The organism is Pseudomonadota bacterium (assembly GCA_041395565.1).
Taxonomy (GTDB): Bacteria; Pseudomonadota; Gammaproteobacteria; order UBA9214; family UBA9214; genus UBA9214.
This window is the reverse complement of the sequence record JAWLAI010000011.1, coordinates 33293-56115: the sequence shown is the minus strand read 5'-3', so window position 1 is coordinate 56115 and position 22823 is coordinate 33293. Positions and strand designations below refer to the sequence as shown.

General features: G+C 64.1%; 24 protein-coding genes and 1 rRNA gene. 5 read left to right on the top strand and 20 right to left on the bottom strand.

The annotated features are described in order from the left end of the window. The first annotated feature begins 116 nt into the window (after positions 1 to 116). The 3 genes from R3F42_16140 to R3F42_16130 are packed head-to-tail and all read left to right on the top strand — an operon-like array spanning position 117 to position 2646. Positions 117 to 1058 (top strand): LysR family transcriptional regulator, encoded by a 942-nt coding sequence (locus R3F42_16140; GenBank protein MEZ5543545.1) that lies wholly within the window; start codon positions 117 to 119, stop codon positions 1056 to 1058. Continuing rightward, the gene (locus tag R3F42_16135; GenBank protein ID MEZ5543544.1) at positions 1055 to 2002 is read left to right on the top strand and encodes a Nudix family hydrolase; all 948 of its coding nucleotides are present in this window, start codon (positions 1055 to 1057) and stop codon (positions 2000 to 2002) included. The genes R3F42_16140 and R3F42_16135 overlap by 4 nt, the downstream gene beginning before the upstream one ends. Further along, positions 2002 to 2646: a HEAT repeat domain-containing protein gene (locus R3F42_16130; protein ID MEZ5543543.1), complete on the top strand. Its 645-nt coding sequence runs from the start codon at positions 2002 to 2004 to the stop codon at positions 2644 to 2646. The genes R3F42_16135 and R3F42_16130 overlap by 1 nt, the downstream gene beginning before the upstream one ends. A 540-nt stretch (positions 2647 to 3186) precedes the next feature. Here the strand turns inward: R3F42_16130 and R3F42_16125 are convergent. Genes R3F42_16125 through R3F42_16110 form a run of 4 tightly spaced genes read right to left on the bottom strand, consistent with a single transcriptional unit; the run spans position 3187 to position 9065 of the window. Beyond that, positions 3187 to 3513 carry a P-II family nitrogen regulator gene (locus R3F42_16125; protein MEZ5543542.1) on the bottom strand — a complete coding sequence of 109 codons (327 nt, stop codon included), beginning with the start codon at positions 3511 to 3513 and terminating at the stop codon, positions 3187 to 3189. Further along, a complete protein-coding gene (locus R3F42_16120; protein ID MEZ5543541.1) occupies positions 3510 to 6629 on the bottom strand; it encodes a DUF2309 domain-containing protein in 3120 nt (1039 codons plus the stop codon). Before R3F42_16120 ends, R3F42_16125 begins: the two co-directional genes overlap by 4 nt. Next, positions 6626 to 7384 carry a hypothetical protein gene (locus R3F42_16115; protein MEZ5543540.1) on the bottom strand — a complete coding sequence of 253 codons (759 nt, stop codon included), beginning with the start codon at positions 7382 to 7384 and terminating at the stop codon, positions 6626 to 6628. Before R3F42_16115 ends, R3F42_16120 begins: the two co-directional genes overlap by 4 nt. A 1-nt stretch (position 7385) precedes the next feature. Beyond that, a complete protein-coding gene (locus tag R3F42_16110) occupies positions 7386 to 9065 on the bottom strand; it encodes a proton-conducting transporter membrane subunit (GenBank protein MEZ5543539.1) in 1680 nt (559 codons plus the stop codon). A 430-nt stretch (positions 9066 to 9495) separates the two neighbouring features. On the opposite strand from R3F42_16110, the gene R3F42_16105 reads away from it, so the two are divergent. Beyond that, complete coding sequence (locus tag R3F42_16105) at positions 9496 to 10110, top strand: hypothetical protein (GenBank protein ID MEZ5543538.1); 615 nt, start codon at positions 9496 to 9498, stop codon at positions 10108 to 10110. A gap of 15 nt (positions 10111 to 10125) precedes the next feature. Then, positions 10126 to 10683, top strand: coding sequence for an NUDIX hydrolase (locus R3F42_16100; GenBank protein MEZ5543537.1), 558 nt, complete (start codon positions 10126 to 10128; stop codon positions 10681 to 10683). Between the two features lie 42 nt (positions 10684 to 10725). Here the strand turns inward: R3F42_16100 and R3F42_16095 are convergent, their stop codons facing one another. The 16 genes from R3F42_16095 to rrf form a co-directional block, all read right to left on the bottom strand. Beyond that, positions 10726 to 11772 (bottom strand): LysR substrate-binding domain-containing protein, encoded by a 1047-nt coding sequence (locus R3F42_16095; protein MEZ5543536.1) that lies wholly within the window; start codon positions 11770 to 11772, stop codon positions 10726 to 10728. 138 nt (positions 11773 to 11910) lie between these two features. Further along, a complete protein-coding gene (locus R3F42_16090) occupies positions 11911 to 12111 on the bottom strand; it encodes a hypothetical protein (GenBank protein MEZ5543535.1) in 201 nt (66 codons plus the stop codon). Continuing rightward, complete coding sequence (parA, locus tag R3F42_16085; GenBank protein MEZ5543534.1) at positions 12108 to 12737, bottom strand: ParA family partition ATPase; 630 nt, start codon at positions 12735 to 12737, stop codon at positions 12108 to 12110. Before parA ends, R3F42_16090 begins: the two co-directional genes overlap by 4 nt. 13 nt (positions 12738 to 12750) lie before the next feature. After that, positions 12751 to 13014 (bottom strand): 4a-hydroxytetrahydrobiopterin dehydratase, encoded by a 264-nt coding sequence (locus R3F42_16080; protein ID MEZ5543533.1) that lies wholly within the window; start codon positions 13012 to 13014, stop codon positions 12751 to 12753. 47 nt (positions 13015 to 13061) lie between these two features. Further along, positions 13062 to 13532, bottom strand: coding sequence for a ferritin-like domain-containing protein (locus tag R3F42_16075; GenBank protein MEZ5543532.1), 471 nt, complete (start codon positions 13530 to 13532; stop codon positions 13062 to 13064). 30 nt (positions 13533 to 13562) lie between these two features. Beyond that, a complete protein-coding gene (locus R3F42_16070; protein ID MEZ5543531.1) occupies positions 13563 to 13880 on the bottom strand; it encodes a BMC domain-containing protein in 318 nt (105 codons plus the stop codon). A gap of 63 nt (positions 13881 to 13943) precedes the next feature. Then, entirely contained in the window at positions 13944 to 14234 is a 291-nt protein-coding gene (locus tag R3F42_16065) for a BMC domain-containing protein (GenBank protein ID MEZ5543530.1), read from the bottom strand. A 41-nt stretch (positions 14235 to 14275) separates the two neighbouring features. Continuing rightward, positions 14276 to 14557, bottom strand: coding sequence for a carboxysome peptide B (locus tag R3F42_16060; protein MEZ5543529.1), 282 nt, complete (start codon positions 14555 to 14557; stop codon positions 14276 to 14278). Next, complete coding sequence (locus tag R3F42_16055; protein ID MEZ5543528.1) at positions 14557 to 14826, bottom strand: carboxysome peptide A; 270 nt, start codon at positions 14824 to 14826, stop codon at positions 14557 to 14559. Before R3F42_16055 ends, R3F42_16060 begins: the two co-directional genes overlap by 1 nt. Next, positions 14826 to 16388 carry a carboxysome shell carbonic anhydrase gene (locus R3F42_16050; protein MEZ5543527.1) on the bottom strand — a complete coding sequence of 521 codons (1563 nt, stop codon included), beginning with the start codon at positions 16386 to 16388 and terminating at the stop codon, positions 14826 to 14828. The genes R3F42_16055 and R3F42_16050 overlap by 1 nt, the downstream gene beginning before the upstream one ends. Before the next feature lie 29 nt (positions 16389 to 16417). After that, on the bottom strand, positions 16418 to 18718 hold the full coding sequence (locus tag R3F42_16045) for a CsoS2 family carboxysome shell protein (protein ID MEZ5543526.1): 2301 nt from the start codon (positions 18716 to 18718) through the stop codon (positions 16418 to 16420). Between the two features lie 78 nt (positions 18719 to 18796). After that, positions 18797 to 19153 carry a ribulose bisphosphate carboxylase small subunit gene (locus tag R3F42_16040; protein ID MEZ5543525.1) on the bottom strand — a complete coding sequence of 119 codons (357 nt, stop codon included), beginning with the start codon at positions 19151 to 19153 and terminating at the stop codon, positions 18797 to 18799. Between the two features lie 50 nt (positions 19154 to 19203). Beyond that, the gene (locus R3F42_16035) at positions 19204 to 20619 is read right to left on the bottom strand and encodes a form I ribulose bisphosphate carboxylase large subunit (protein MEZ5543524.1); all 1416 of its coding nucleotides are present in this window, start codon (positions 20617 to 20619) and stop codon (positions 19204 to 19206) included. A 537-nt stretch (positions 20620 to 21156) separates the two neighbouring features. Further along, on the bottom strand, positions 21157 to 21882 hold the full coding sequence (locus R3F42_16030) for a hypothetical protein (GenBank protein ID MEZ5543523.1): 726 nt from the start codon (positions 21880 to 21882) through the stop codon (positions 21157 to 21159). 105 nt (positions 21883 to 21987) lie between these two features. Continuing rightward, positions 21988 to 22245 (bottom strand): zinc ribbon domain-containing protein, encoded by a 258-nt coding sequence (locus R3F42_16025; protein ID MEZ5543522.1) that lies wholly within the window; start codon positions 22243 to 22245, stop codon positions 21988 to 21990. A 315-nt stretch (positions 22246 to 22560) separates the two neighbouring features. Then, positions 22561 to 22676, bottom strand: a 5S ribosomal RNA gene (gene rrf, locus R3F42_16020). Between the last annotated feature and the right edge of the window lie 147 nt (positions 22677 to 22823).

The following is a 22823-nucleotide window of genomic DNA, read 5'->3' as shown; positions in this document are numbered from 1 at the left end:
TACGTCGTTTAACTTATAATTAAAAATCAGGTTTATTGATATAAACGATAAGTTATAGTTATCATAGAGGAATCGCTATAGATACCGGGTCGAAACACACCGGCAACGACGCAAGCATGAACATCACCCTGCGCCAGCTACAGGTCTTCGAGGCCGTCGCCCGACACCTCAACTTTACCCGTGCAGCCGAGGAGCTCTTCCTGACGCAGCCCGCAGTTTCTATGCAAATCAAGCAGTTGGAAGAACAGCTCGGCCAGCCGGTGTTCGAGCAGCTGGGCAAGAAGATCTATCTGACCGAACCCGGACAGGAGGTATTCCGCTACAGCCAGGCCATCAGCCGGCAGCTGGAGGAGATGGAAAAGGTCCTGGAGGAGATGAAAGGACTGCAGCACGGCCGCCTGACGCTGGCCGTGGCCAGCACCGCCAACTACTTCCTGCCCAATCTGCTGGGCGTGTTCAGCCAGCGCCACCGGGGTGTCACCGTGGATATCGAGGTGACCAACCGTGAAAACCTGCTCAAGGCCCTGGCCGCGAATACCATCGATTTCGCGATCATGGGCAAGCCGCCGGACGGCCTGGCGCTGACGGCCTCGCCCTTCATGGACAACCCGATCGTCATGCTGGCCGCACCCGACCATCCCCTGGCCGGCAGGCGCAACATTCCGCTCAAGCGGCTGGAGGAGGAAACCTTCATCTCGCGCGAGCGGGGTTCCGGCACACGCGCGGCGCGCGAACGCTTCTTTGCGGAGCATGGCGGCATCACCTTCAGCAAGACCATGGAGATGAACAGCAACGAGGCCATCAAGCAGGCGGTCCAGGCCGGACTCGGGCTGGGCTGCCTCTCCATACACACCATGGAAGTGGAGCTGATGCTCAAGCGGCTGGTGACGCTGGACGTGGCCGGGTTCCCGATCATGCGCCACTGGTATATCGTGCATCGTGAGGGCAAGCGTTTCACCGCCGTCGCCCAGGCATTCAAGGCATTCGTACTCAAGGAGGCCGCCACCCTGCTGAAGGCATCCGCATCCGGCGCGCGCGCGGCGCGCAGCGACGCATGACCGGGAACAACCCGCCCGAACTCCATGTCGCGGTCGGCGTCCTGACCCGGCCGGACGGCCGCGTGCTGCTGGCCGAACGGCCCGCCGGCAAGGTCATGGCCGGCTACTGGGAATTCCCCGGCGGCAAGATCGAACCCGGCGAAGCCGCAGCCGATGCACTGGCGCGCGAGCTGCACGAGGAGCTCGGTATCGACATCGAGGCGGCAACGCCCTGGATCACCCGCACCTTCCGCTATGCCCATGCCATCGCCAACCTGCACCTGTTCCGGATCACCGGCTGGCAGGGCGAGCCGCACGGCCGCGAGAGCCAGCGCCTGAGCTGGCAGGATCCGCACTGCGTCGACATCGCCCCCCTGTTGCCGGCGAACCACGACATCATGGATGCCTTGCGCCTGCCGGCGCTGTACGCCATCACGCAGGCGGGCAAGCTGGGGGTCGAGGTGTTCATGGAGCGCCTGCGGCGCGCACTGGAGCACGGCGTCCGGCTGGTGCAGGTCAGGGAGAAGGAGATGGACCGCACGCAGCTGGAACGCTTCGCGGCGGCGGTGAGCAAGCTGTGTCATGATCACGGCGCATGCGTCATGATCAACGGCGCTACCGAACTCGCGCGCCAAACCGGCGCCGACGGCGTCCATCTGCAGACCGGCCAGTATATCGGGTGCACGCAGCCGCCGGTGACCGATCTGCTGTGGGCGGCCTCCTGCCATGACCGCGATGAACTGCAGCAGGCCGCGCGCCTCGGCGCGGCCTTCGCGGTGCTGTCCCCGGTGCTGCCGACCGCATCGCATCCCGGCGCACCCACGCTGGGCTGGGACGGCTTCGCCAGCGCCTGCGCCGGCATGCCGATGCCCGTGTACGCGCTGGGCGGCATGCGCACCGACATGCTCGATACCGCGCGCGCGCACAACGCGCACGGCATCGCGCTGCTGAGCGGTATCTGGTAATGGCCGCGCCGCCGGACGCACTGCTGTTGATGGGCCGGCAGTGCCCGTATTGTCCGACCGTACTGAAGCACCTGCAGGCGCTGCAGGCGGAAGGCGCGATCGGGGCCCTGGAGACCGTCGTGCTCGATGATCATCCCGAGCAGGCTGCCAGGCTCGGGGTGCGATCGGTACCCTGGGTGCGCATCGGCAGTTTCGAACTGCCGGGCCTGCGCAGTGAGCAGGAACTGCGCGAGTGGGCAGCCAGGGCCGGCGCTGCCGGGGGGCAGGCCCGCTATCTCGAGGAACTCCTCGCCAGCGGCGAACTCGATAAATGCGTGGCCCTGTTGCGGGCGGATCACGGCGCGCTGCAGGGCCTGCTGCAGCGCTTCACCGACCCTGACGTGGAACTGAATGTCCGCATCGGTATCAGCGCGGTAATGGAAACGCTGGCAGGTACGCCCGCCCTGCTATCGATCGCGGAGCCATTGCGAGCGCTCCTGTCTCACCCGGATGCGCGGGTGCGCGGCGACGCCTGTCATTACCTGGCATTGAGCGGCGCACAACATGCGGCGGACTGGATCCGGCCGCTGCTGGAAGATGACGACCACCACGTCAGGGAGATCGCCGCCGACAGCCTCGAGGAACTGACCGGAATCGGCACCTGACCCTCTGGCAAAGGAACCTTGCTTAGCTCGCAAATGCGAGGAACGAAGTGAACAACTTACTGTAAATACAGTGATGAAATTGCTTCGCTACGCTCGCAATAACGGGATTTTTTAAATACCAAGATGCTCTATAAACATACCGGTCTTTACGCTGCAAGGATAGCGATCTGTTGCAACCGGGGCCGGATACTAATGAAGCTTCCTTAAGCCAAGTCTTCCGTCATTCCGGGTGGAACGAAGTGGAGACCCGGAATCCAGTTCGTGAAAATCCCGCACCATCTGGATTCCCGCTTGCGCGGGAATGACGACTTCTCTACCAATCGGGCACGGCCTAGTGAAAAAGGGGCCAGGGAATAAATGTATCCGACCCCTTTTTGACCCCAACCGGGGCCGGATACTAATGAAGCTTCCTTAAGCCAAGTCTTCCGTCATTCCGGGCGGAACGAAGTGGAGACCCGGAATCCAGTTCGTGAAAATCCCGCACCATCTGGGTTCCCGCTTGCGCGGGAATGACGACTTCTCTACCACCCGGGCACGGCCTCAGTCGCTGAACTTCACCAGGCGGGTCACCTGGATATCCGAGATAAAGACGACGCCGGAATGCTCGTTGTAGAACGGCGCAAACCCCTGCAGGATCGGTTTCACCAACTGCTCCGGAACGGCGGCGATGATCATGACCAGCACGTCGTCCTCGTTGAACATCACGTGCCCGTCATGGAAGCCGTGGCTACCCTTGCCGGAGAGGTTGTTGATGATGGTGTAGCCCTTGACGCCGATCCGGTCCAGCAGGTCGGTGGCGAATTCCTGGTAGCCACCTTCGAGGATGATTTCGAGTTTCTTCAGCGGGCTGAATTTCAGGTTTTTCATGATGCGATTGCCTCATCGTGGGTCACCGTACCGGTGTCGCCCGGCACAGGTCGCTCTTGCCATTCCCCATGGCTGTAGAGATGGATCTTGCCTGAATCAGGGTCGATGATCATGACGCGGATCCAGCCGTTGTGCAGCAGGCGACGCACTACGGCCACCCTGTTGATGGCCCTGATCACGCGGTCGAACGGCGCCTCGATCACGGTTATCAGGCGCATGGGTTCGTGGTAGGGCTGGCCCTGTGCCAGCACCGTCTGCGCAGGCAGGCCGGTACGCAGGTCACTGAGGTTGCCGGTCATCACGCCGAACCGGCCTGCGACATTGTGGTACACCTTGCTGCCGCTGCCGTAATGCTCGTTGTCCACTGTCGAGAAATAATGCTCCATGTTGATCCACTGGCCAACGACCAACGGGCCGGTAAGGATGTTCTCCAGCAAGCGCAATTTACGGTCGACGCGGTATTCGTAGGAGTGCAGGAAGGCACGGCCATCCAGCGAGAATGCCTCCGTGAGCGCACGGCGGCCGATGATGAAATAGGCGTTGCGCGACAGCCCCCACTCCGGACGCACCTGTGACCAGTCCATCGCGTTGCGCAGCGCACGCTTGTCGGCGCGCTCGGGGTCGGGTGTGTCCGAGATGAAATCCAGGCTGGGTACGCGTTCCTGGGTACAGAGCCGGCACGCCGCGACCAGCCCCTTCTGCAGGCGGTCGAGGTAGACCGGGTGCGACGACGGCAGCAGGGTGAGGTCATGCAGCGCGACCTCATCGGTCGTGGTGTTGTGCAGCGCCGGGATGAACCAGGCATCATCGGGAATATCGATGCCCTGCTCCTGCAGGCGCAGCCGCACGGCCGGCTTGTTGGCCATACTGGCGAAGATGCGCGCATTGTAGAGACCGAGGTTGCCCCCGCAGGCGCCGCAATCGAGCGCCGACTCGTAGGGATTGTTCTCGGACTGACTGCCGTGGCCGACAACGAGTATGAAGCGGGAATAATTGCCGGTCAGGCCGATCGCATGCAACGCCTGCGAGACGAAGTTGACCTGCTCGTCCAGCGAAAAGCCGATGCGCCCCAGGCGCTCCATCTGCAGGCGCGCATCGGCGGCATTGATCCGGTAGGTCGTGCGCAGCCGGTCGATGAAGGCCCGCGCCCCGCCCTCGTCAAGCTGCAATTCCCGCTGCAGCAACGGCGCCACCTCGGCATGCCCGAGTGCGACCTCGCGCAGCTCGCGCACCATGTCGTCCCTGATATGTTCAGCGGACACCTCGAACTCGTGTTCGACGGCCTTGGCAATCACGGCACGCTGTACCGCACGGACGATGGAATCGGCCTGCTCGAGGCTCAGCTTGTCGATCAGCAGGTGGGTGTGCGGCTTGTGGCGATGCAGGTGTGAACGCCAGCGGTTGTAAGCCGTCGGCGCGATCGTCTTGCCGACCATGTCAAAGCCGAACAGCAGCCCGATCGCCTCCACCGTCACGAATGGCGTGAGCACCGACTCCTTGAGTTCGTGCAAGGCCTTCTCGATCGCCGTCAGGGCAACGGTGTCCTGTACCTCGCTGACGGACATCTCCATCACCAGGTTTTTTGGAGTCAGCAGCACCGGACACAGGTGCGTTTCACTGCCCTTGCCGAGTTCCATGAAGCTGACCGGCACGCCGAAGAAGCCGGCAATGCCGAAGGTCTGATAGTCACCGACGCTTTCCAGGTGGCGGCGCAGGCGTTCCGAACGCGTATCGATACAGAACAGCGCCTGGGCAAAGGGCCGCTTGTCGCTGGCCGCGGGTAGCGAACGCCGCACGCCGCGCAGCAGGGTTTGCATGGCGGTCGCTTCCATGGCCTCCAGCCAGATCATGCCCTCGTGCCGGTGGAATTCCTGCACCCGCTCGAGCAGGCGTGCAAGCGTGGCGTTATCCATGCGCTGCAGCACGCCACCCGCCCCGGCTTGCCCGGCTAGCCGTTCCAGTGCGGCGGCCTGAGCAGCGGCATCGCGGGCACGCTTCTCCCGCAGATAGGCAAGGCCGAGTTCCTCGATACGGTGCTGGTCGCCGCCAAGCAGTGCAACCTCGGCACGCTGCGCCCAGGCGGGGAGAATAGTCCGGCCGAAGAATTCCCGGCGCAGGCAGGTCTCCGCCGGGTGCCGGCGGATGAACTGTTCGAGCGCCTCGGCGTCAATCGGGATGCCGTCATTGCCGCGTTCACTGATCAGCGCCAGTGACAGGGTCAGACGCACGGCCAGGAAATCCACCAGGTCACCGGGGAATCTGCGCCCCAGGTAATAGTGACGGGCCGCCGCACGCCAGCGGATGAATCCAGCCCAGCCGTGCAGCCGGGACAGCTCGCGGCGGAAGTACTGCATCCATTGTGATTGCGGCACCTTCAGCCGCTGCATGACGTGAACAATGACACCTTCCGGGTCGGCATCGGCCTCCAGGGTCTCACGCATATTGCGGCCGCGCAGAAACAGGCGGGCGTTGCGCAGGGCAACCTCGCGCCAGGCGGAGAAGAAGCCCCGCTCGCGGTCGGGCATCTGCCATACGGACTGCCCTTCATCGAAGAAATCCAGGCAGCTCTTGATCACCAGCTCATCCAGTTCCTCACCGATGCCGCTGCCGAACAAGAGATCCAGGGCCTCGTAGATGGAACGCCCGCCGAGCATCTCGTCACAGCCATGCTCGGCAAGCGGGCCGGCATCCGGCTCCGGTCCGGCCGGCACGCTCTCGCGCCGTAGCGCGGCGCCGACGGCGGCAACCGTGGCGAGACTGCCGTCCGTACTCAAATCCACCTCGGAGCTGGTGAGCAGCTGCAGCATCCATGCATGCAGGTCGATGCCGGCTAGCGGCTCCCTTGCGTCCAAAAATGACCGCACGCCCTCGGCAAGCGTTAGCGCATCGATCTTGCCCTGTTCGAGCATGCCCCGGTACACCGACGGCGGCAAGAAGCCCGCGCCGTGAAACAGCCGCCGTCCCTCCGCGACGGCGTCCTCGAACGGGAGCTGCTCCAGGCCATGCAGCGGATTGTGATGGATGAACGCGCGCATCGGCCAGAAGTACGGGATCGGTTCGCCGGCCACGAATACCATGGAGCGAATCTGCGCCTGCATGCCCAGTTCGAGACTCATAACATCACCCCCGAGATGTAGATGCCACCGAGCAGCAGGGCGAGCAGTAACGCGCTGTACGTCGCCGTCATGCCCCGGGCGATATCGTCACACCGGGTGGCCGCTGCCGGTCCGACCAGCAACTGCTGCAGCAACTGGATGCCCGACCAGCTCCACATCAGCCACACGACCGCCACCCCGGACGCGATGGCCGGCGCTACGGCGGCAGCCTGCACGATGCTGTCGAGCAATGCGAAGAAGGCGGGGAACAGCGGGCTGCCGATGGCCGCCAGCAGGGTGACGACGAAGACTCCGGCGAGCCGCGGCTGCGCCTGCGCGATGCCGGCAACGACACCGGCATACGCGGATTCGTAGCGCCGCTCGATCTCGGCTGTCATGAACGCCAGCAACACCAGCGGCAGGCTGAATGCGAGCACATGGAGCACCAACGCTCCCGGCGCCAGCCCGGTCGCAAGCGCGATCCATACCATTGCCCAGGCCGAGGTCGCGAGAAACCCGGTCCATATGCCGACCTCGCGGACCACTACCGCGCGAACACCGTAGAGTGCGGCACTCAGCAGTGCCCACAGGGCAAACCATGCCGGCACCGTGACGGCCGCCAGGTGCAGCACGCCGAGGCCTGCCAGCGGCCAGGCGACCAGCAGCAGGGTACGCAGCCAGGCGTTGCGCGAGCGCTGAAAGATTGCGTTGAACACCATCCCCAGCGGGAACAGCGGCAGGAACAGCGCGGCGCATAAGAGGCTCAATTCCTGCATCTCAGACCCACCTCAACCAGACGTTCAGCCGCACGGCGAGCGCCTCCAGGCGGCGTGCCATCCAGGCATAGAGATCATTGACATAGAACTCGCGCGAGATCATTGCATAAAAGCCCAGCCACAGCGGCCGCAGCAGCGCATGCTGGTGCCGGCCGTTGCGCTCGCTGTAATAGGTGCGCAACCAGCCACTGATGATGATGGCGGTCATCAGCACGACCAGGACATCGAACCAGAACACGTCGATGGCCGCCGCGGCATAGATGCTCGCGCGGAACGCCTCATCCGGGTAGAGGAACAGGTCGAAGGCATGGCTGATCAGCGTGTAGCCGAGGACCACCACGGCGAACGAGAAGACCACCTGGCCGAACAGGCGCACGATGTTCGTGGTGCGCATGCGATAGGTGACGAAGATCAGCTGCGCGCCCGTCACCCAGCCGAAGAACAGCAGGACCACGGCACCCTGCTTGTGGTAGAAATCCTGCGCCACCAGCCAGTGCGCGGCAAACAGGATCACGGCAGGCACGAGCAGCGTCATCGCGGCCATCAGCAACCACGGCCTGCGGCCGCGCGCCGGGTTCTTCTCGACGACGAAATCGTACAGCGGATCCTGCGGCACACCGTCGTCCTTGCGAGCCTGGCTGATCACGCCGCCGGCCCCGAGGAACAACGTGCCCTTGAACAGGCCATGCGCGATGAGGTGGTAAATGGCCAGCGAGAAGGCGCCGACACCGCACTCCATGATCATGAATCCCATCTGCCCCATGGTCGAATAGCCCAGGGCCTTCTTCACGTCGTTCTGCGTCAGCATCAGTACCGACCCGATCACCGCGGTTGCCAGCCCCACGATGAATACCCAGTGCAGGACACCGCCGGTCTCGACGAACAGGGGCGCAAACCGGTTGATGAGGAAGCCGCCGGCGTTGACGATGCCGGCATGCATCAGCGCGGATACCGGTGTCGGTCCGCTCATGGTGTAGGGCAGCCAGGTATGCAGCAGAAACTGCGCGGAACGCGCATAGGCCGCGATCGCGACCAGCGCTGCGACGACATCAACCAGTGACAGCCCCAGGATGGTCGGCACCTGGGGATCGGCGGCGATACGTTCGAATATGACACTGAGCGACCAGCTGCCGAATGCCTGGTACAACAACACCGCGGCCAGCAACAACGGCAGGTCACCGAAGCGGTATGTGATCCAGGTCCAGAAGGCGTACCGGTATGCCGGCCGGCTGCGCGTGTCGTATCCGAGGAGAAAGTAGAGCAGGATACCGACCAGGTGCCAGGCGACCAGCAGCGTCAGCAGGTCCCCGGCCGCCACCATCAGCAGCAGCGTGCCTGTCATGCAGTCCAGCAGGACGAAGAAGCGTGCGTAACCGGGCTCCTCGACCATGTAGCGGACCGAATAGAGGTGCACGATGAGGCTGATCGCGGCTATCACCAGCGCCATCAGCGCACTCAGCGGATCGAAACGGATGATGCCCCAGTCCTGCAGCAGCATGAACTCTGCGACTGGCGCACCCGAAATTGCCAGCCACAGGGTCACGGCGGCGGACAGGATGGTCAGCCAGCCGAACGCGACACTCACCGCGGCAGCGCGCCGGCCCAGTCGCGCCGCGAACACCTGCACGACGAGGGCCGCGAGGAACGGTAATGCGAGAACCACAAGAATCAACTGCTGCATGTCGTTTCGTCCTCATCACCGGCTCCCGCGCGTACCGTGCGGTGCATGACCCGGGCGTGTCTGGACGGGTTTCCCGATCCGCGGCGACACATGTCAGATTCACAGATAAATGAGCGGCTTGCTGCTCACGATGACGTGCAGTGAGTATTGGGAATTAGCTGGCCCTGGACTACTCAATTTTTTTTACCATTTGGATTGCCTATTGGTTATAGGTGGGAGCACGCGCCGACCGCAGGCAGCGGCCGCACCGGCCCGGGACCGGCGGACCGCCCCGCCGCAATCGATAGACTTCACTCTATACAAGCGATCAGAAACTTCTCTTTTTAATTAGCCTGGAAACCGTCTATATCTATGTCTGGCGCCGGCCGGGCGCACTACACATGCGCGCATACGGCGGCGGACTCCACACGCACAGATGCCACAAAACGGGATGATCTCACTCAGAACCTACGTCTATATCGATGCCCTGCAGCCGCAGCTCGCCGCCTACATGGCAACCGTGTCCCAGGGGTTTCTGCCCGTCCCGGGCGATGCCTGCCTGTGGGTGGAGGTGTCACCGGGCATGGCCGTGCACCGGCTCACCGACATCGCCCTGAAGGCGACGCGCGTCCATCTGGCGCAGCAGGTCGTGGAACGGGCGTATGGCTCGATGGTGATACACCAGCGCGATCAGAGCGATGTGCGCGAAGCCGGCAATATCCTGCTGTCCAACATGCGCGCCACCGCCCAGGACCGCCAGGTCTGCCGGGTGGCATGGAGCGAGATCATCCGCGGCATGACGCCGGACCACACCGTGCTCATCAACCGCCAGGACCGGCGCGGATCGATGATCCTGCCGGGACAAAGCATGTTCATCCTCGAGACCGAACCGGCGGGATACATCGTGTATGCCGCGAACCAGGCGGAAAAGGCGGCCAGTATCAGCCTGATCGACGTGCGCGCGGTGGGCGCCTTCGGGCGCCTGATCCTCGCGGGACGCGAGGGCGATGTGGACGAAGCCGCGGCGGCGGCCATCGCCGCTGTCGAGAACCCGTCGGTAACCTGAACCCGGGAGACCATCATGCATCGCCAGGAACTGCTATCCCTGCTGGAACGCTACAGGACGACCTTCAATACGGAAGCCGGTCATGCGGCACGCACGCGCTATTTTGTGCAACAGCACGAGAACTGCTTCGACAGCCACCTCTGGCCGGGGCATGTCACGGGATCGGTGTGGGTGGTGAATCCGTTACGCGACAAGGTCCTGCTGCTGCATCACCGCAAGCACGACCAATGGTTCCAGCCCGGCGGCCACGCCGATGGCGATGCCGATATCCTGCGCGTCGCGCTGCGCGAGACCCGCGAGGAGACCGGTCTGCCGGCCGACGCCATCCACCTGGTCGATGGCGAGATCTTCGATGTGGACATCCACACCATACCAGCGGGCCCGGCCGGCCCCGAGCACATGCACTTCGACATCCGCTTCCTGGTGGAGATCGACGACCGCCTGCACGTACCGGGCAACGACGAATCGCATCAAGTGCTCTGGGTCCCGCTGGAGGCGGTGACGCGCTTCAACAACAACCTGTCCACCTACCGCATGCTGGAGAAGAGCCGGCGCCTGCGGGCGGCGGCCTGAGCGGAACAGCGTATCCGGATTCAGCGCGGATCCAGCCGCTGCTTACCGGCCCTGTTTCGCCGCCACCTTTCCCGCCGGATCGGCCGCCGTCAGCACCGCGGCCATTTCCGGCCAGAGCTGTTTCATTTTCTCGCGCATGCGCGGCTCCATGTCGAGGGAAAACTCCAGGAATGCCTCGGCGACCAGGGACAGGTCCTTGCCCTTGGGATAGACCAGGTGCCACTGGCGCATGATCGGGAAATGCTCGGCATCCAGCAGCAGCACCGGGCCGTTCGGACCTTCCAGCGACAGCGTGTGCAGGGACAGCGCCGCGATGCCCAGCCCGCCGACCACAGCATGCTTGATCGCCTCGTTGCTGCCCAGTTCCATGCGCACTTTCGGCTTCAGGCCGTGCTGCTCGAACAGGCGCAGGGTCGCATCACGTATGCCCGATCCCGGCTCGCGCAGGATCAGGGGCTCCTCCGCAATCCTGGCCAGCGGGATGTTTTTCTGTCCGGCCAGGGGATGGTCACGCGGTGCCATCATCACCAGCGGATTCGGCGCGAACGGATAGGACTCGATGTCCATCACGTCGTCCGAGGCCTGCCCCATGATGTAGAGGTCGTCCTCGTAGGCCGCGAGCCGTTCGAAGATCCGGTCCCGATTGGACACCTTCAGCGCCACATCGATACCGGGATACAGGCGACAGAACTCGCCCAGCACTTCCGGCACGAAGTACTTGGCCGTGGTCACCACCCCGAGACGCAGGCGTCCTCGCTTCATGCCCTTGTGATCGGAAATCTTCATCTCCAGATTGGCGAGATTCTCGAATATCCGCCGGCATGACTCGTACAACTCGTAGCCGATCTCGGTCGGCCGGACATTGCGCCCGATCTGCTCGAACAGCGGCAGGCCCAGCGCGTCCGCCAGTTTCTTGATCTGCATGGAAACGGTCGGCTGGGTCACGAACAGCTCTTCGGCCGCCCGGGAGAAACTGCCCAGCCGGACACTCGCCTCGAAAACCTGCAGTTGCCGCAGCGTGGCATACCTGATCAGGTATTCCGGCATCGCGGCCGGTGGCGTGTATCCGGGTTCGCTGTACGGCGGCATAATTGGCTCTCTTCTCTGATTCACCCGGCCCGTTCGATAGGTTGTCGTACTTGACCTGCTGCCCGGTGCGGCAACCAATGCCGGGAGAGACGCCGGCTGCCGGGTATCATGGTAGCGGAAGCTGCCAGCGGGCGCAGCTCAATCCGGCCAGACCCGGCGACCCAGGCTGTAACCGTCGCCCTGTCCTGCGGGCCCTTGCGCAGGCGTTGCCGCCGGCTCCGGCGCACGCGCGGACTTGCCGGCAGCGGGGCGGCCTGCGGCCTTGCGGGCCACGGCGCCGGACTTGCTTTTCCTAATGGATGCAACCAGTTGGTCGCCGGTCTTGTCTTTACTGGTCATGACAGCCTCACCACCTCGTCGATCAATTGTCCAATCTCCTCAACCGCGGGTCCGGCCGCGGCACCGGCCTCCAGCACGCTGCACCCCTGCAGCATGGCATTGCGATAGATCATCCGGCGCCGGATCGCGGTAGCCGCAACAGGCAGCCCGATTTCGGCGAGCGCGTCATGCATCAGGCGTGACAGGCGCGTTTGCGGCTCGAGCTGGTTGACCACCATACAGGCACGCAGGCCCGGATTCACCGAGCGCGCCCACGCCAGTTCCCGCTCCACGTGCACGCTGGCCCAGAGATCCAGCGGGGAAGGCAGCACGGGGATCATGGCGAGATCGCTGCAGCTCAGCGCCTGCCTGGTCTGATCGGACTGCACCGACGGCGGGCAATCGATCACCAGGCAGTCGTAGCGCTGGCGCTGCTGCCGGACCGAGCCTGCCACGTCGTCCACGGCGTCGAGCACCTCGACCAGATCCTCGCGTCCCGCGATATCACGCCACTGCAGGGATGAGCGTTGCGGATCGGCATCCAGCAGCAGTGTGGAACAGCGCCGGTGCAGCCCGCTGGCCAGGTTGACGCAGAGGGTGGTCTTACCGGCCCCGCCTTTGTTCCCGACCATGGCTATGACCGGCATGGTCCGCGCCCCGTTACGCCTGCCCCGAAGATTCCAGGTTATCCAGCATGACGGCAAACTCGCGCTGCGACTGCGTCAGCTGCGCGCTCGTCTCGTCGGCATGAATGGTGAAGTTCGCGTGGGTGCGTCCGAAGCCGATATCCGGATACAGCCCCTTCGCCTCGGACAGATCCGCGGCCCGGTCGAGAAACGCGCGCAGCGCATCGTAGTTGTCAAACTCGTAGCGCCGTTCCAGGCGCGCCGGACGATTCCGCTCCTGCCAATGCTGTAATGTCATACCAGTTCCCTCCGGCCCGCAGCCTGAGCTATCCGGGCCATGCGTGTCTAACGGCTGCCGCGCATGCGCTGTTCCGGCACGTGTTGCAAGCGCTGCAGCCAGGATTCAAGTTCGGCGAGATGTGCCTGCTCCTCCCTGAGCAGCTCCTCGAAAAAGATGCGGCTGTCATGGTCACCCGCGCCGGCGCTGTGGGACGCGGCGGCCTGATACAGGCGTATCACATCCGCCTCGAACTGCTGGTTGACCAGCAGCAGCGCCGACAGATCGGGCGCGAGTCGGACGGGACGCAACTGCGATCCGGCCGGTGCCGCGCCGAGCGCCAGCATGCGCTCGATGATCCGGTCCGCGTGCTGCAGTTCCTCCTGGGCCTCCTTGCGCAAACCGGCTGCAGCATCGGACAGCCCCCAGGACGCAACCAGCCGCGCCTGGGTGCTGTACTGCTGCACAGCGGAAAGTTCCAGGGAGAGCGCCCTGCCCAGGTATCCCAGAACCTTCTGGTCGGATCGTGCCGCCAGCATCGCGCCGCCTGCCTAGCCAGCCTGTTCCGCTCAGGCCGCCGCCGCCCTGGAGGTTTCGCCGCCGGTCGGGAGGATCGGCTCGACCTCGCGGTGCGGACGCGCAATGATGTGTGCCGCGACCAAGCCGTCGCCGACCCGCTCGCAGGCATCGGCACCGGCACGCACCGCCGCATTGACCGCACCGGTCTCGCCACGCACCAGCACGGTGACATAACCGCCGCCGACGAATTCGCGACCGATCAGACGCACTTCCGCCGCCTTGGTCATGGCATCCGCCGCCTCGATGGCAGGTACCAGACCGCGCGTTTCGATCATACCCAGGGCAATACCGTAGTTTTCATTAGCCATTGTCTTGTCTCCAAGATTAGTAAAACGTTTCAATCATGACGACCACTGTACGGTCGCACTGCCTCACTTGTTACCGAGTACCGGTTCCACTTCACGATGCGGACGCGCGATGATGTGTGCTGCGACCAGGCCGTCGCCGACCCGTTCGCAGGCATCGGCGCCGGCGCGCACCGCCGCATTGACCGCGCCGGTCTCGCCCCGCACCATGACGGTGACATAACCGCCACCCACATATTCCCGACTGATGAGCCGCACCTCGGCGGCCTTGGTCATGGCATCCGCCGCCTCGATCGCTGGCACCAGACCGCGGGTTTCGATCATACCCAGTGCTATGCCGTAGTTTTCACTTGCCATCTTCGTATCTCCTGTTGCGAGTATTGGTTAACGAATTTTCTTTAATCCTGTTTGCCATTGACCGCCGTATCCTGTGCTTCCGGCTCCCAGTAATCGATGATTCCGCCAATGGTCAGATCGGTGTGCACATCGAAATCCCCCGCCGCGTAGCGTGCCGCCGAACCCATGACGGTGAACACCCAGTTACCGGGCCTGGCGCCGATCGGATCGACGGCAACCTGCCTGACGCCGTTCTTCGAGCGCAGCACCCGCAGGCTCTTCGCATGCAGACCATCGACGCGACGCGTACACACCAGTGCCGATTCCACCTGCAAAATCTCCATCACGTCGCCCCTTCCGGGGTAGTGCCGCCCGGTGGCCAATGGTCGATGATGCCGACGATGGTGAGATCGCTCGGGTATTCCTTGCTGCCGGCCGCTTCGCGCGCCGCGGAGCTGCCGACACAGATCACCCAGTCTCCCGGCTTGCAGCCCACGGCATCGACCGCCACGGCGGTACTGCTGCCGTCCTTCACCACCTGCAGGTGGCGGTGTTCCAGGCCGGGTATGCGGTTGGTCGCTACCAGAGGCCGCTCGATCTGGCAGATCTTCATCAGTGTGCCTCCGTTTCGGGTTGATCCACTGAACAGGCAATGATTTCCAGCGCTGCGGCCGTGTCGCAGTCACGCACCGCCTGCAACACGTGCAGCAGGCCCTTGGCATGCAGATCCGCGTAGCGTGTGGTCAATGCCTGCGCGACGCGACCGCAGTGTTGTACCGCCCGGTCGCGGGCACCGGGTACAACGCCGTGGTAATCGAAGCGCACCACCACCGGTACCGGCAGACCGTGCCTGACATTCAGGCCCTTGAAGATCCTGATCCCGACGTCGATATCCGCGGCGCCGTCCTCGACGGTGTCGAGATAGGCGAAGTACATCAGGTTGCGCAACTGGACATCCTCGAACCCGACGCCGGCACCGATGAAGCGCTCGGCATGGCCGATATCGGGATAGGCGACACCATGGCGAGCGCGGACATAGTCAATCTGCGACAGGTTGTTCTCGACCAGGCGTACGATCAGGTTCGCCATGCCAGCCGCGACGCCGGGCGAGCAGCTCCGGACCGCGTCCTCGATACTGCCGGCCGCGGCCGCTGCGCTCAGCTTCGCGGTCTCGTCATAGAGGCGCTGCGAATCGATATGGCGTTCGAGCGCCATTTCACCGGTCTCATCCGGCACATGGATGCGGATGGCATCGCAGTCGGTATCGAGGCCGATCAGCAACAGGTCGATCGATGCACCGCAGCAGTAACTGTTTTCGATCGCCTGCCGGAACGCAATGAGGCGATCCAGCGCGGCCTGCGCCGCCTGCGCGGTGTCCGAGCCGTGCGCGGCGCAACCTTCGCGCTCGGGCGCACCGGAACTGAAATGGTAGACGGCCAGTTTCAGGTAACGCGTCGGTGCGTCCGCGGCGTTGGGCTTGCCTTCCCGGTAACGCCGCAGTTCGACCTCCGTCCATTTCCGCACACTGTCGTCCACGTCGAACATCGCGCCAGCGTAGGATTTGCGCCGCACCGCGCGTGGCGACAGCCGCAGTACGTAGCGCACCAGGTGCGCCAGGCGCCCGTCCGCGCAGGGTGAGATGTCCATGCTGTGAAAGCCGCAGGACCGCAGGAACTCCTCGAACTCCTCGGCGGCACCGGTGGGCCTCGCGCCGAAGAAATCGTTGCAGAAGCGGCTGTAGGTCTGGAACACGCACCAGGCGAACAGGCGGCGCATATCCAGCTGTTCCACCCAGGCAGCGGCGAGGATGGCGGGCGGCAGTTCGAAGCCGAGACCGTCACGTGCTATGCGCCGGGCGCGCGCCTCGAAATCGGCCTCGTGCTGGAGCGCGGAGATCTGCTTCAGTGTCGGCACGATTGCATCGAAGGCCTGCTTGACAGCATCCTCGTACTGCGCCAGTTGCGCATTGACGTCCTGGCGGCACAGCGGATGCCGGGCGGCAGCTGGCCTGCCGCGGACGACGCCGGCCGGCGCACGGTCGCGCTGCACCCCGTGCTCGCGCGCGCCAGGCTGCTGCCTCAGCGCGGACTGACTGGCCACCGCACCCGGTCGGCGCAGGGGCGCCGTACCGGCACCGCGGTTGCCCTGCTGGGATTGTCGTACCGTACGCAGCATCTCTGTATCCGTATCCCGTTACCCTGCACTCAGCCGCGCGCACCACCTGAGTAGGTGATTAATGCGCCCTTTTCCGTGTTGCCGCTGCCCCCGGTGACCTTGCTGACCGGAGCCGGCACCTGCTCGGGGCGCTGCATGTCCGCACGCGCCTGCATCATGCTCATCGGTCCGCCGCGCCGGGTCGGATTCCGACGTGTCGCAGAGGCACCTTCCGTGCCGGTGACGTGATCACCGCGCTCCCAGTCATCACCGGTGATCCTGGGCCCGGCATCCATGCCTTCGCCGGTAATGCGCGACTTGACGCGACCGTCGATACTGCCGGCGGTGGCCGGCATGGCGACGGTCTCGGCCTGCGGCCGGTCGAATCTGGCCTGTTCGGTACCGGTGACCTTGCCGGCCGCCATGCCGAACGGACCGGTGATGTGTCCGGTTTCATAATGCGTGCCGGTGACGTTCTGCGGACTCATGTCGTAACGCGCGGCATGGGCGGGTGGCTTGACGCTGAAGTCACCCCACGGCGTCGGTCCCAGCGACTGCGGAAAGTCGGGGCTGCCCGGCTCCGCCGCAAGCGCCGGACACGCCGCTGCCACCTGGTCGGCGCCAACGTAGGGCGTGCCGCTGACCGGTTCGCAGGCACCCTTGCCGGCGCCGGTCAACGTGCCGCCGATGCCCGGTTGCTGGCCCGTCATGGGCTTGCCCCAGGTCCGGGCGGCCGGCTGCAGGCGCGCCTGCGCAGCGGCTGCCTGTTGCGGCTCGCAGTATTCCCGGTACTGGTCACTGCCTGCGTAAGGCGTCCCGGTCACCGATTTGCAGGTACCGGGTTCATCGCCGGTGACACGACGCGAACGTCCGGCCAGGCTGCCGGTCACCGCGAGACCCTGCAGGGTCTGCGAGACTCCGACCTTGCGATCCTGCGGTTGCGGCGTCGACTGGCAGAATCCGCTGTATTGTTCCTTACCGACGTAATCATCGCCGGTCACGTTGCGGCAGCTGCCGGCTTCGTCTCCGGTCATGCGGTCACGGCGTCCGATCATGGTGCCGGTGACACTGCCGCCGCGCAGCGTGCCGCTGCTGCCGACCTTGGCCGGCGCACTACCGATATCGGCCGGCTGGCTGTACTGGGTCCCTGTGAGCAGCCGGCGCATGCCGTACTCGTCACCGGTGACCTTCTCGCTGCGACCGACGTTGTTGCCGGTGACCGGTTTGCCCTTCATGGTCTCCGCCATCGAGACCTTGCGCGGCGTCTTCCTGGCAAGCTCGCCGCAGTAGCCCTGCGTCTGCTCTGCACCGACATATTCCGCGCCCGTCACGCGCTTGCAGGTGCCCGGTTCGTTGCCGGTGACATTGCTAGCGCGTCCCATACGGTTACCGCTGATCGCATTGCCATGCGAGGTCGTGGTCACGCTGACCTTGCGCGCGGTTGTCGCCTTCGCGTCGCTCTGGCAGAACTTGGTGAAGATGTCGGCGCCCAGGTACTCGGTACCGGTAATCGTGCGGCAGGTACTCGGTTCGTCACCGGTCATCGTGTTATTGCGTCCGACCATGGTACCGGTCACGGTCTGCCCGCTGCTGGTCTGGCTGGCCCCGACCTTCCACGGCGCATCCTGCGCGGCACCCACGCCGGGCTCAGGCCGCTTGCGCTGCCGGCCGCTGGGCGCGGCTTTTTTCTGGCCGGCATTGCCGCGGCGGCTGCGCTGCTCGCGCAGCACCTGTGCCAGCTCACGCCCGGACAGTTTCGGGTTGCCGGCCCGCACCGCCTGGGCCGCACTCATCGTGCTGTCGGCCATACCGGCCTTGCCGCGCGTGGACAACGCCTTGCGACGCGCCAGCGCGGCCACCTTGGCGGTGCCGGAAGCAGTCTGCGGGCGTCGGATCATGCGGGCGCGGGCCGACCGGGTTGCGGTACCGGAAGTTGCCTCTTTCACATCAGGCCCGGCCGACCCGGCCTTGCCGGAACTGCCACAGCCACAGCCGCAATCCCGCTGCGGCGCCGCAGCGGCGCTGCGCGCCCCGGACTGCTCCGGTTGCTGGCGGGTACCGGTACGGATACGGTCATGGCCCTGCACCGCCGTCTTGCCACGACTGGACATTGCCTTGCGGCGCGCCAGCGAGGCTGACCGGGCGCTGCCACCCTGGCTTCGGGCAGGCGTACCCGCTGCGGGTCGGGCCGTTGCGGCTGACGCAGCGCCGGCAGACTGCGGGCTGCCTGACTGCACGGCGCCGCCGGCGTTGCCCTGCAACGCCGCCTTGCCGCCACTGGACAGGGCCTTGCGCCGCTCCAGCGCAACCGACCGACCGTTACCTGAGTTTGCCATCGCAACGTGTGCCATGCTGAGTTCCGCCTTTTTTACCGTTGTGGTTGATCGATGCCTTTATCGGTTACCTGATCGCCGTATCCCTGCCGGCAGTCACCGGCCGTCGACTCGTCCCTCGAAGACGACGAACGACAGGCCCTGGCTCTGGGTGTAGTTGTCATACCCGATCAGACGGACGTGATGATCCGGGTAGTTGCGGCGGCAGTTCTCCAGCTCTTCCATGACGCGCACGGGATCCTGCTCGCCGAACATCGGCAGCTTCCACATGGTCCAGTAATGGTTGGCCGAAGCGCCCGGATGCTCATGCTCGATGGCCGGCGTCAGGCCCTGGGAGACCAGGTAGGCGATCTGGTCGTAGACTTCATCCTGGCTGAATTTGGGCAGGAAACCGAAGGTCTCCAGGGTCTGTGAAGTTTGGAAATCACCCATCTGCTGATTGTTCATGGACATGAAACTATCCTCTGTGTTTGTCAAAATTCCGCGTTCTCGGGTTCCACTGCTCAGGAGACGTCCAGCTTGTCAACGGTCTCGAACTCGAACTTGATCTCCTTCCAGGTCTCCATGGCGATCGCCAGCTCGGGGCTGTAGCGCGCGGCCTCGGTTAGGATGTCGCGCGCCTCCTTCTCGATCTCGCGCCCCTGGTTGCGCGCCTTGACGCTGGCCTCCAGGGCGACGCGGTTGGCTGCGGCACCGGCCGCGTTGCCCCAGGGGTGACCCTGCGTGCCACCGCCGAACTGCAACACCGAGTCATCGCCGAAGATGGTGACCAGTGCCGGCATGTGCCAGACATGGATACCGCCGGAGGCGACCGCGAATACGCCCGGCATGGAACCCCAGTCCTGGTCGAAGAAGACACCGCGTGAACGGTCTTCCGGAACGAAGGATTCGCGCAGCTGGTCGACGAAGCCCAGGGTCGATGCGCGATCGCCCTCGAGCTTGCCGACCACGGTACCGGTGTGCAGGTGATCGCCGCCGGACAGGCGCAGACACTTGGCGAGCACACGGAAGTGGATACCGTGCTTCGGATGACGGTCGATCACCGCGTGCATCGCACGATGGATGTGCAGCAGCATGCCGTTCTTGCGGCACCAGTTGGCCAGGCCGGTATTCGCCGTGAAACCACCGGTCAGGAAGTCATGCATGATGATCGGCATGCGGAGTTCCTTGGCGAACTCGGCGCGCTCGTACATGTCTTCCGGCGTGGCCGCGGTCACGTTCAGGTAATGACCTTTGCGCTCGCCGGTTTCCTGCTCGGCCTTCTGGATCGCCTCGGCGACGAACTCGAAGCGATCGCGCCAGCGCATGAACGGCTGCGAGTTGACGTTCTCGTCGTCCTTGGTCAGGTCCAGACCGCCGCGCAGACATTCATACACGGCACGGCCGTAGTTCTTCGCCGACAGGCCGAGTTTCGGCTTGATGGTGCAGCCCAGCATCGGGCGCCCGTACTTGTTGAGACGGTCGCGCTCGACCTGGATGCCGGCCGGCGGGCCGCCACAGGTCTTGATGAAGGCAATCGGGAAGCGGATATCCTCCAGACGCAGGTGGCGCAAGGCCTTGAATCCGAAAACATTGCCGACCAGCGACGTCAGCACGTTCACGACTGATCCCTCTTCGAACAGGTCGATGGGATAGGCCACGAAGGCATAGAAAGATTCGGAATCGCCCGGCACATCCTCGATGCGGTAGGCACGACCCTTGTAGTATTCGAGGTCGGTCAGCAGCTCCGACCACACGGTACTCCAGGTACCCGTGGAAGATTCGGCGGCGACTGCAGCGGCGACTTCCTCGCGCGGCACGCCCGGTTGTCCGGTACACTTGAAGCAGGCGAGCAGATCGGTGTCCAGCGGAACGTAGTCCGGGGTCCAGTACATATCGCGATATTCTTTAACGCCTGCATCGTATGATTTCGAGGCCATTGCCAACTCCTTTCATATCCAGGTGAGTGAATCAGTCATCAAGTGTGAATATGAAAAAAAGTCTAGGCAGGGCGTTGAATCATTACTAATCGATTTTTCTTAGACGCAGCATAGACGCATGCCTATGCATCAGGCGCACTCCGGCGCAATCGAGCGGCCGGGCCCACGCCGGGCCGGCCGCTGCGGCCCGTCCATGAGACTGCCGCAATGCTCGAAAGCGCATGAGTTGCAAGCGGAATCTGCCCGGCAGAACGGTCTTCGGCGCAGCCGGATCGAGACGCAGGCGGAAGGCAGCAGGCGCGCGGCGGTCGAAACTGATCTGCCAACCGGCGGCGGGATCACAACCTCGCACAACGCCAGATTGGCGCGCTCAGGCTGTGCTGCAGGGGAAAGTGGCGTGACAGGGGGATGCGCAACCGCGTTGGGGCCGGCAGCTAGCGCCAGCGTATTTCCTGCAGCAGGCCAGCGGAGGGAGGGAAGCGATCCGGCCCCCCGGACAGACAGCGGCAACCGTACTGCTGGCCGTGACGCCCGCTATCAGCTGACCTCGCAGGCCGGAAAGGCAAACAGCGGACGCAGCGATTCCACGGTTTCGCGGGCGAAAAACGGCACCCGGTGCGCCAGCAGGTCCAGCCCCAGCATGGCATCGATGACGGCGTCTTCCCGGCTCGCCTGCTTGATACGCGCCGCCAGGCCGATATTGACGGTCTGGAGTTCGGTGTAGCGCTCGATAAAACTGTCGAATGTCTCGGTCGACTTTTTTTCCGGGGCGAGGAAATACTGTTCGAGCAGGTAGGCTGACAGCGCCCGGAACGCGGTTTCCTCGGGGCTGGCCAGCGGCAGATGAAAACGCGCCAGCGGTCGCAGGAACTGCATGCGAGGGCAGTCGCTCGTAGCCATGATCAAGCCAAGCAGGGAGCCGAGAATCCTGCGCGCCTCGGTGTTCCCGGAGAACTGCCGTTCCTGGGTAGTGACGCTGTAGTCGACGGTCAGGAAGGAAAACGCGCTGGCCCAGTCGTCAACGACGTGGGCCACCTGGAGCGCCAGCGGGCAGTGCGGATGGTTGGCGACATCCAGCGGACAGTTCTCGCACTGGCAGACGTTCAGGCGGGTCCATGCAGGCGGATTCGCGGGTGGCGTATTCAGCAGCCGTGCGGTCAGGCGGTCCAGTCGGATTGTATAGCGCTGCACCTGCCCGTCCGCATTCGAAATGCGGTACTGGATTTCGACGACCTGCTCAGGCCTTGTCTCTTCATCGACCAAGCCGGACCTCCCGCCCGCTAGCTGCCCTGCCGCTGCACGCGGCAAGCATACAGTCAAACAAGCTGGAATGACACCGGCCGTCCCCGCGGGACTGCCGACGCACGCTTACTGCATGCCGCACATACCGCCACCGCAGCAGGGACCACTGCTGCAGGCTGGCGCGGGCGCATCACCCAGGCTCGAACTGCGCACGACCTGACCGCCGGTGGCGAGGCGTTCCACCGGCGCATCGACGGCGGTATCCCCCGGCTCGATGCCGGCCTGCGCGCACAATTCGCCCCAGGTCCTGAGCGTTTCGTTCATACGGTGATTCACTTCAACGACGCGCGCATTGGCGGCGCAGCGATAGTCATAGGTCGGCATAAAATGGACTCCTGCACATTCATACGCTGAGAACCGGGGCCAGAGCCGGGCTTCTGCTCTGGAGTCGCTGACTTCAGCCACGCATCAGAAACAACGCCTGTCTGACCCAGTATTCTCGTTTTCTACAGCAGTGTTACCCACAAAATATATGGCCATCGGCGACAGTTGCAAGTCCCGGGACCTGATTGCCGGCGTCCCGGGTGAAGGTTCTGGCAGCGCGCGGGCTGCAGCTGCTGGTGGCAGGAATTCCACTCCGTCTCGAGTCTGCAAAATAAAAACCCCTGCAATCCATGATTGCAGGGGTTCAGAATAAAAGCCTGGCAGTGACCTACTTTCACATGGGGAAACCCCACACTATCATCGGCGCTAAGCAGTTTCACTTCCGAGTTCGGGATGGGATCGGGTGGTTCCCGCTTGCTAATGCCGCCAGGCAAACCGTTTTGAAGAGCGGAGCGATTCAAAAGGTCCCGGACGTGTTCCGGGATCCAGCTTCAAATCAAGCCGCACCGCGCTTCATGAATTTCGAAAAGTTGTAAAGGCGAAGTATGTTGCCTGTAACCAGTCATAACACCAACTGC